Genomic DNA, 8,467 nt, shown 5'->3' with positions numbered 1-8,467 from the left:
GCCGACCCCAGGCCCACCGGGCGCCGACGCCGCCGCCGTGGCGGGTGCGGCCCGCGGGCGGGCGCGGCGCCGAGACACCCGAGGGCGCGCTGGCGGGGGCGCTGCTCGGGGCGGTGCAGCCCGCGCTGTTCTGACGCCGGTCCGCCGGCGGCCCGGCCATGGGCGGGCCGGGGTCGTGACGAGCGCCCGGGAGAACGGCGCCGCGCCCCGCGAGGGAGTATCCCCGCGACGGCGCCGGGTCGGTCGGCAGTAGACTCGCCGGGCTGCTCGGACGGGCAGCACCCCGACACCGGAGAGGACTCCTCGTGCTGCGCACCCACACCGCCGGCTCGCTGCGGGCCGAGCACATCGGCACCACCGTCACCCTGACCGGGTGGGTGGATCGCCGGCGCGATCACGGTGGGGTCGCCTTCGTGGACCTCCGGGACGCCTCGGGCATCGCCCAGGTCGTCATCCGGGACGAGGCCGTCGCGCACGGCCTGCGCGCCGAGTACGTGCTCCAGGTGACCGGCACCGTCGGCCGCCGCCCCGAGGGCAACGAGAACGCGCACCTGGCGACGGGCGAGGTCGAGGTCACGGCCGACGAGGTCGTGGTGCTCAACGAGTCCGCGCCGCTGCCGTTCCAGGTGTCCTCGTCGCTGGACGAGCCGGTCGGCGAGGAGGCGCGCCTGCGCCACCGCTACCTCGACCTGCGCCGGCCCGAGCCCGCGAAGGCCATCCGGCTCCGCGCCAAGGCCAACCAGGCCGCGCGCCGCGTGCTCGACGCCCAGGACTTCGTCGAGATCGAGACCCCGACGCTGACCCGGTCGACCCCCGAGGGCGCCCGCGACTTCGTCGTGCCGGCCCGCCTCGCACCGGGCTCCTGGTACGCCCTGCCGCAGTCGCCGCAGCTGTTCAAGCAGCTGCTCATGGTCGGCGGCATGGAGCGGTACTACCAGATCGCCCGCTGCTACCGGGACGAGGACTTCCGCGCCGACCGGCAGCCGGAGTTCACCCAGCTCGACGTCGAGATGTCGTTCGTCGACCAGGAGGACGTCATCGCGCTCGGCGAGCAGATCCTCGTCGCGCTCTGGGGCCTCATCGACTACCAGATCCCCACGCCGATCGCCCGCATGACCTACGCCGAGGCCATGGCGAAGTACGGCACCGACAAGCCGGACCTGCGGTTCGGCCTGGAGCTGGTCGAGCTCACCGGGTACTTCGCCGAGACGCCGTTCCGGGTGTTCCAGGCGCCGTACGTCGGTGCGGTCGTCCAGCCCGGCGGCGCCTCGACGCCCCGCCGCGGGTTCGACGCCTGGCAGGAGTGGGCCAAGCAGCGCGGCGCCAAGGGCCTCGCGTACGTCACGGTGGGCGAGGACGGCACCCTCGGCGGCCCGGTCGCCAAGAACATCACCGACGCCGAGCGCGAGGGCCTCGCGGCCGCCGTCGGCGCGCAGCCGGGCGACGCGGTGTTCTTCGCCGCCGGCAAGCCCGCCGAGGCGCGCGCGCTGCTCGGGGCGGCCCGCCTCGAGATCGGCCGCCGTGCCGAGCTGCTCGACGAGTCGGCCTGGTCGTTCGTGTGGGTCGTCGACGCGCCGCTGTTCAAGCCCACGGGCGAGGACGACGACGTCGCCGTCGGCGAGGGCGCGTGGACCGCGGTCCACCACGCCTTCACGTCGCCGACGCCGGAGTGGGTCGACCGGTTCGAGGAGGACCCGGGCGAGGCCCTGGCCTACGCCTACGACATCGTCTGCAACGGCAACGAGATCGGCGGCGGCTCGATCCGTATCCACCGCAAGGACGTCCAGGAGCGCGTGTTCGCGGTCATGGGCATCGGCGAGGAGGAGGCGCAGGAGAAGTTCGGCTTCCTGCTCGACGCGTTCCAGTTCGGCGCCCCGCCGCACGGCGGCATCGCGTTCGGCTGGGACCGGATCGTGGCGCTGCTGACCGGCTCGGAGTCGATCCGCGACGTCATCGCGTTCCCGAAGTCGGGCGGCGGCTACGACCCGCTGACCGGCGCGCCGGCCCCGATCACCGCGCAGCAGCGCAAGGAGGCGGGCGTCGACGCCAAGCCGAAGGCGTCCGACCTCGCGCCCCAGGGCACGCCCGCCGAGACCCCGGTCGCGGACGCCTCGGCGGCCGCGCAGCAGTGACGCGCGTCGGCGACCCGGCCGACGGCACCCCGCAGCACCCCGACGGCCCCGGCGCGCGCACTGCGCCGGGGCCGTCGGCCGCGTCGGGGCCGGCGGCGCGGACCGCGGGCCTCGGCTCTGCCGGGGCGTCCGCACCCGCAGGATCGGCCGGTGCGCCCGCGCTGCCGGAGCGCTGGGCGCGCGACCCGTTCCTGCTGGACGAGCGCCGCGGCTGGGACCCCGCCGAGGTGCACGCCGACGGCGACGCGATGCTGCTCGTGCGGCGCGCCGTCGCGGACCCGGGAGAGCCGGGTCACCGACCCGGGGCGACGATGCTGCTGGCCGTGGGTCCCGCCGAGCCCGTCGCGGCGCTCCTGCGCGCCCACGCCCGCCCGGGGCACCGGTTCGCCTGGGTGGACACCGAGGCGTTCGGCCTGCTGCGCGCCGCCGAGGTGGCCGCGCTCGGCCTCACCCCGAACCGCACCGGCTGGGAGTGGCTCGTCACGGAGGAGGCCCCGGCGCCCGTCGCCGCCGAGTCCCGGCTGCGCGAGCTCGACCCCCGCGCCGACGCCGCCGCCATCCGCGCCTGCCTCGCCGACGCGAACCCGACGACCGACGCCGATCCCACGGGCCCCGGCGAGCGCTGGTGGGGTGCGTTCGACGCGTCCGGGCGGCTCGGCGGCGTGATCGGCGCCGGACCCCGGGCCGGCCGCCACGGCGGGCGCGGGTCCGCGCACCTGCACGGGCTCGGCGTCCGGCCCGGCGAGCGCGGCCAGGGGCTCGGGGCGGCGCTGACGGCCGGCGCGGTGCGGGCGCTGCTCGCCGACGGCGCCGACTGGGTGTCGCTGGGCATGTGGGACGACAACCACGGCGCCCGGCGGATCTACCACCGCCTGGGCCTGCGCACCGTGCACCGCCTGACGACCCTGCGCGCCCGCGGCGCCTGACGCCGCCGCGCCCGCGCGCGCGGGCCAATCGCCGAGCGGGTAACCGACACGTCGAGCGAGTAGTCGTCGGATGCTCGCTCGACGTGCCGGCTACTCGCTCGCGGGGCGCGGCGCCCCGCCGCGCGAGGCGCCCCGGGTCAGTGCGTGATCGCCAGGCGGGCGTGCAGGCGGCGCAGCGGCGCCGGGGCCCACCAGTTCAGGTCGCCGAGCACCGTCATCGTCGCGGGCACCAGCAGCAGCCGGACCAGCGTCGCGTCGATCAGCACCGCGACGGCCAGCGAGAAGCCGACCTCCTTGATCACGAGCAGCTCGCCGGCGACGAAGCCCGCGAACACCGCGATGATGATGGCCGCGGCGGACGTGATGACCCGCCCGGAGCGCTGCAGCCCGAGCCGGACGGCGACGTCGTTGGGCGCGCCGGCGTCGTGCAGCTCCTTGATCCGGGAGAGCAGGAACACCTCGTAGTCCATGGCGAGCCCGAACGCGAACGCGATGACGAGCGCCAGCACGTAGGTCTCGATGCCGCCGGTCGGGTCGAACTGCAGCAGCCCGGACAGGTGCCCGTCCTGGAACACCCAGACCAGCACGCCGAGGGACGCGCACAGCGACACGACGTTGGTCAGCAGCGCCTTGACCGGCACGAGCACCGAGCCGGTCATGAGGAACAGCAGCACCAGGGTCGCGACGGCCACGATGCCGAGCGCCCACGGCGCGCGGTCGACGAGCGCGTCCGTGAAGTCGATCTGGTTCGCCGCCTGGCCGCCGACCCACGTGTCGAACGGCAGGTCGAGGTCGCGCAGCTCGTGCACGACCGCCTGGGTGTCGGCGCCGCCCGGGTCGGACGACTCGGGGCGCACGCCGATGACGACGACCGACCCGCGGGCGACGGGCGCGTCGACGGACGCGACGCCGTCGAGGGCCTCGATCTGCGGCACGGCCGCCTGCGCGTCGGCGACGGACGTCTGCGCGACGACCGGCACCGCGGCAGACGAGGACGCCGGGTACTGCTCGGCGAGCACCTGGACGTACTCGCGCTGCGGGCTGGAGCGGGGGAGCAGCTCGGTGGTGGAGTTGCGCAGCTCGAGGTGCAGGAGCGGGGTCGCGAGGACGAGCAGGACCGCCAGCGACCCGCCCATCACCCACCACGGACGCCGCTGCACGCGCGCGGCGAGCCGGGAGAACACGCCCTCCTCGTGCTCGACGTCCGCGGTCCGGGCGAGCACGGCGCGCACGCCGGGCACCCGGGAGAGCACGCTCGGTCGCGCGAGCCGCCGACCGGCGAGCACCAGCAGGGCGGGCACGAGGGTGAGCGCGGTGGCGACCGCGAACACGATGACGGCGACCGAGCCCGCGCCGAACGCCCGGAGGATGTCCTGGCGGAAGACCAGCAGGCCCGCGATGGAGATGGCCACCGTGAGGGCGGAGAACGCGACGGTGCGCCCCGCGGTCGACATGGTGGTGAGCAGCGCGCCGACCACCGCGCCGTCGCCGCGCCGTCGCCGGGCGGAGCGGCCCTCGTCGTCGCCCAGGGTCTTGCCCAGCTCCTCGCGGAACCGGGACACGATCAGCAGGCCGTAGTCGATCGACAGGCCGAGCCCGAGCACGGTGACGACGTTCACGACCGACGACTCGAGGTCGTCCATCACGTACGACAGCGCGACCAGCGACCCGAGGCCGCCGGCGATCGAGGCGATGGCGCCGGCCAGCGGCATCGCCGCGGCGAGGAACCCGCCGAACACCAGCACCATGATGAGCAGCGCGACCGGCAGGGCGATGGCCTCGCCGGTGGTGAGGTCCTGCTCCACCTGGTCCGTGATCGCCGAGACGATCAGCGAGGTGCCGCCGACCAGGCCGGTCGCGTCCGGGGTCACGCCGTGCAGCGCGTCCGGGACGTCGGCGAGCCGTCCCTGCAGGTCGCGGAGCGCCGCGGACTCCGCGTCGTCGGAGAGCTCGGGGTCCAGCTCGGCGACCAGGAGGAACCCGTCGCCGTCCTGCGCGAGCAGGGGCGCCGCGGCCGGGTTGGCGGGCCCGTCGGGCAGCACGAACGGGTCGATGACCGAGATCACCCCGTCGACGGCCGCGACGTCCTCGCGCGCCGGCGCCAGCGCCTCCGCCAGCCCCTCGGTCGCGGGGTCCACGCCCTGCACGACGAGGCTCAGCGAGGCACCGGACGTGCTCGAGGCCGCGAGCAGCTCGCTCGCCCGCGCGCTGTCCGAGCCGGGGACGACGGGCTCGCCGGTGCTCAGCCGGTCGAACAGGTTCTGCCCGCCGACGCCGACGAGCGCCACCGCGAAGCAGCCCGCGGCCACGACGGCCCAGACGAGCACCGTGAGGCGGGGGTGGCGGGCGACCAGGCGGCCGAGGCTCTCGAACACGCGGGCCAGCATCGCAGGCCGGACGCCCCTCGCGCACCACCGGTCCCATCCGTCCCACGGCGCGGCGTGTGGGACGGCGCCCGTAGGCTCGTGGGCATGGATCTGTTCGACGCGGTGACCACCTCGGCGCAGGGCACGCCCGCCCCGTCGGCGGGGGCGCCGCTGGCGGTGCGCATGCGCCCGCGCAGCCTGGCGGAGGTCGCCGGGCAGGAGCACCTGCTGGTGCCGGGCTCGCCGCTCCGGCGGCTGGTCGAGCCGGGTGACGCGACCGCGCGGCGGGCGGCGCCGTCGTCGGTCGTGCTGTGGGGCCCGCCGGGGACGGGCAAGACGACGCTCGCCTACCTGGTCGCCACGACCTCCGGCCGCCGGTTCGTCGAGCTGTCGGCCGTCACGGCGGGCGTGAAGGACGTGCGGCAGGTCGTGGACGACGCCCGGCGCCGGCTGGCGTCCGACGGCTCGGAGACGGTGCTGTTCATCGACGAGGTGCACCGGTTCACCAAGGCCCAGCAGGACGCACTGCTGCCGAGCGTGGAGAACCGCTGGGTGACGCTCGTCGCGGCGACGACGGAGAACCCGAGCTTCTCGGTGAACTCCCCGCTGCTGTCCCGGTCGCTGCTGCTGACCCTCAAGCCCCTCGAGACCGACGACGTCCGGGCGCTGATCCGACGGGCCGTCGAGGACGAGCGCGGGCTGGGCGGGGCGGTCGTGCTCACCGACGACGCCGAGGACCACCTGCTCCGGCTGTCCGGCGGCGACGCCCGCAAGGCGCTGACGATCCTCGAGGCGGCCGCGGGCGCCGCGCTGGCGGACCGGGAGGCGCGCCTGGCGGACCCGGACGTCGACCTCGGCGACGACGCGGACGCCCCGGCGGTCGTCGACCTCGCGACCACCGAGCGGGCGATCGACGTCGCCGCCGTCCGGTACGACCGGGACGGGGACCAGCACTACGACGTCATCAGCGCGTTCATCAAGTCGGTGCGCGGCTCCGACGTCGACGCGTCCCTGCACTACCTCGCCCGGATGATCGCGGCGGGGGAGGACCCGCGGTTCATCGCCCGGCGCATCGTCATCTCGGCGTCCGAGGACGTGGGCATGGCCGACCCGAGCGCGCTGCAGACCGCGGTCGCCGCGGCGCAGGCCGTGCAGCTCATCGGCATGCCCGAGGCCCGGATCATCCTGGCCGAGGCCGTCGTGCACCTGGCGACGGCCCCGAAGTCGAACGCCGCCTACAACGGGATCAACGCCGCCCTCGCGGACGTGCAGGCGGGCCGGCTCGGGTCGGTGCCCGCGCACCTGCGCGACGCGCACTACGCCGGCGCCAAGCAGCTGGGGCACGGCAAGGGCTACCTGTACGCGCACGACCACCCGCACGGGATCGCCGCGCAGCAGTACCTGCCGGACGACCTGGTCGGCACGCGGTACTACAGCCCGACGGAGAACGGGTACGAGCGGCAGGTCGGCGAGCGGCTCGGCCGGATCCGGTCGGTGCTGGACCAGGCGCCGCCGCCCCAGGACCGCTGACGGCGCCGTCGACCGCCCCGCATTAGGCCCAGCGACCCGCACCCGGTAGAGTTGCACGGTCGTCCGCACCCCGGGTCATCCCGGTGGGTCAGCCGGACGGCCGCCTGGGGTCCTAGCCGCGTCCGCCTCGTACGGACGCACGGAGGTCGGCCCCACGCCCCGCCCGGGTTCGCCGGGCACGGGTGTGCCGTACGAGAAACGACAGGAAGAACCACATGAGCAACGTGACGCGTGCGCGTCGCCAGGTGCGCCTCTCGCGCGCCCTCGGCCTCGCGCTCACCCCGAAGGCCGTCAAGCACTTCGAGAAGCGCCCCTACCCGCCCGGCGAGCACGGCCGCGCCCGCCGCCGCACCGAGTCGGACTACGCGGTGCGTCTGCGCGAGAAGCAGCGTCTGCGCGCCCAGTACGCGCTGCGCGAGAAGCAGCTCGCCCGTGCGTACGAGGACGCCCGCAAGGCCCCGGGCCTGACCGGTGAGGCCCTGGTCGAGGACCTCGAGACCCGTCTCGACGCGCTGGTGCTCCGCGCCGGCTTCGCCCGCACCATCCTGCAGGCGCGCCAGGTCGTGACCCACCGCCACATCCTGGTCGACGGCAAGATCGTGGACCGTCCGTCCTTCCGCGTGAAGGAGGGCCAGACCCTGCAGATCAAGCCCAAGTCGCAGACCACCGTGCCGTTCCAGGTGGCCGCCGCCGGCGCCCACCGCGACGTGCTGCCGGTCGTCCCGGGCTACCTGGACGTCCAGCTCGAGAAGCTGTCGGCCGTGCTGGTGCGCCGCCCGAAGCGCGCCGAGGTCCCCGTGACCTGCGACGTCCAGCTGGTCGTCGAGTACTACGCCCGCTGAGCCACCCGGCTCGCAGGTCCGCGACGCCCCCGCACCGGCCCTCACGGGTCGGCGCCGGGGCGTCGCGGCGTTCCCGGCCCGCACGCGCGGCCGGTCGCCCGGCGCGACACCGCACGCCGGGTAGGGTTCCGGTGTCGTCGGCGCGGTGCCGGCACGAGCAGAAGGGCTGGCCATGCTGGGAGACATCGCGGGGCTCATCGCGGCCATCGCCTTCGTGCTGCTGGTGGGCGCGCTCGCCGTGCCGCTGGTGAAGCTCGGGCGGGTGCTGGACGAGACCCGGACCTCCGTCAAGGAGATCACCGAGCACACGGTGCCGATCCTGGACGAGGCGGCCACCACGGTGTCGTCCACGAACACCCAGCTCGAGCGGGTGGACGCGATCACGACCTCGGCCGCGCAGATCACGCAGAACGCCTCCGCGCTGACGTCGCTGTTCGCGGCGACCGTCGGCGGCCCGATGATCAAGGTCGCCGCCTTCAGCTACGGCGTGCGGCGCGCGCTGTCCGGCCTGGGCCGCGGGCGGTCCGGGCGATGAGCCGGCTGCTCTGGGTCGCGGTCGGCGCCGCTGCGGCGGTCGCCGGCGCCAAGCGGCTCGGCCTGCTGGACGACCTGACCGGCGCCCCCGCCGGCCACGGCGCGCACGCCGACGGCTCGGCGGCCGGCGCGGCCGG

6 protein-coding genes are annotated in these 8,467 nt (G+C 75.6%); 5 read left to right on the top strand and 1 reads right to left on the bottom strand.

Annotated elements, in window-relative coordinates; translation table 11 throughout:
- Nucleotides 1–305 precede the first annotated feature (305 nt).
- Nucleotides 306–2,132 (top strand): aspartate--tRNA ligase, encoded by a 1,827-nt coding sequence (aspS, locus tag KVT14_RS19265; protein ID WP_217617138.1) that lies wholly within the window; start codon nucleotides 306–308, stop codon nucleotides 2,130–2,132.
- Nucleotides 2,129–3,058 carry a GNAT family N-acetyltransferase gene (locus KVT14_RS19260; protein ID WP_217617137.1) on the top strand — a complete coding sequence of 310 codons (930 nt, stop codon included), beginning with the start codon at nucleotides 2,129–2,131 and terminating at the stop codon, nucleotides 3,056–3,058. The genes aspS and KVT14_RS19260 overlap by 4 nt, the downstream gene beginning before the upstream one ends.
- A gap of 137 nt (nucleotides 3,059–3,195) precedes the next feature.
- Here KVT14_RS19260 and KVT14_RS19255 read toward each other — a convergent pair whose 3' ends face one another.
- Nucleotides 3,196–5,433, bottom strand: coding sequence for an MMPL family transporter (locus KVT14_RS19255; RefSeq protein WP_308161174.1), 2,238 nt, complete (start codon nucleotides 5,431–5,433; stop codon nucleotides 3,196–3,198).
- Between the two features lie 96 nt (nucleotides 5,434–5,529).
- Between KVT14_RS19255 and KVT14_RS19250 the strand changes: the two genes are divergently transcribed.
- The 3 genes from KVT14_RS19250 to KVT14_RS19240 all read left to right on the top strand — a co-directional run bounded on the left by KVT14_RS19250 (nucleotide 5,530) and on the right by KVT14_RS19240 (nucleotide 8,331).
- The gene (locus KVT14_RS19250) at nucleotides 5,530–6,954 is read left to right on the top strand and encodes a replication-associated recombination protein A (protein WP_217617135.1); all 1,425 of its coding nucleotides are present in this window, start codon (nucleotides 5,530–5,532) and stop codon (nucleotides 6,952–6,954) included.
- Nucleotides 6,955–7,169: 215 nt separating this feature from the next.
- The gene (gene rpsD, locus KVT14_RS19245) at nucleotides 7,170–7,796 is read left to right on the top strand and encodes a 30S ribosomal protein S4 (RefSeq protein WP_217617134.1); all 627 of its coding nucleotides are present in this window, start codon (nucleotides 7,170–7,172) and stop codon (nucleotides 7,794–7,796) included.
- Nucleotides 7,797–7,968: 172 nt separating this feature from the next.
- Nucleotides 7,969–8,331 carry a DUF948 domain-containing protein gene (locus KVT14_RS19240; protein ID WP_147793636.1) on the top strand — a complete coding sequence of 121 codons (363 nt, stop codon included), beginning with the start codon at nucleotides 7,969–7,971 and terminating at the stop codon, nucleotides 8,329–8,331.
- Nucleotides 8,332–8,467 lie beyond the last annotated feature (136 nt).

The sequence above is a fragment of the Cellulomonas sp. GbtcB1 genome, from assembly GCF_019091725.1.
In the GTDB taxonomy this organism is placed as follows: Bacteria; Actinomycetota; Actinomycetes; order Actinomycetales; family Cellulomonadaceae; genus Cellulomonas.
Note: the sequence above shows the minus strand (reverse complement) of the source record. Positions and strands in the feature narration are given on the sequence as shown.

Bases quoted from the DNA above. Each gene is read 5' to 3' on its own strand.
- KVT14_RS19240 (WP_147793636.1), top strand. From the start codon at position 7,969: ATGCTGGGAGACATCGCGGGGCTCATCGCGGCCATCGCCTTCGTGCTG.
- KVT14_RS19250 (WP_217617135.1), top strand. From the start codon at position 5,530: ATGGATCTGTTCGACGCGGTGACCACCTCGGCGCAGGGCACGCCCGCC.
- rpsD (WP_217617134.1), top strand. From the start codon at position 7,170: ATGAGCAACGTGACGCGTGCGCGTCGCCAGGTGCGCCTCTCGCGCGCC.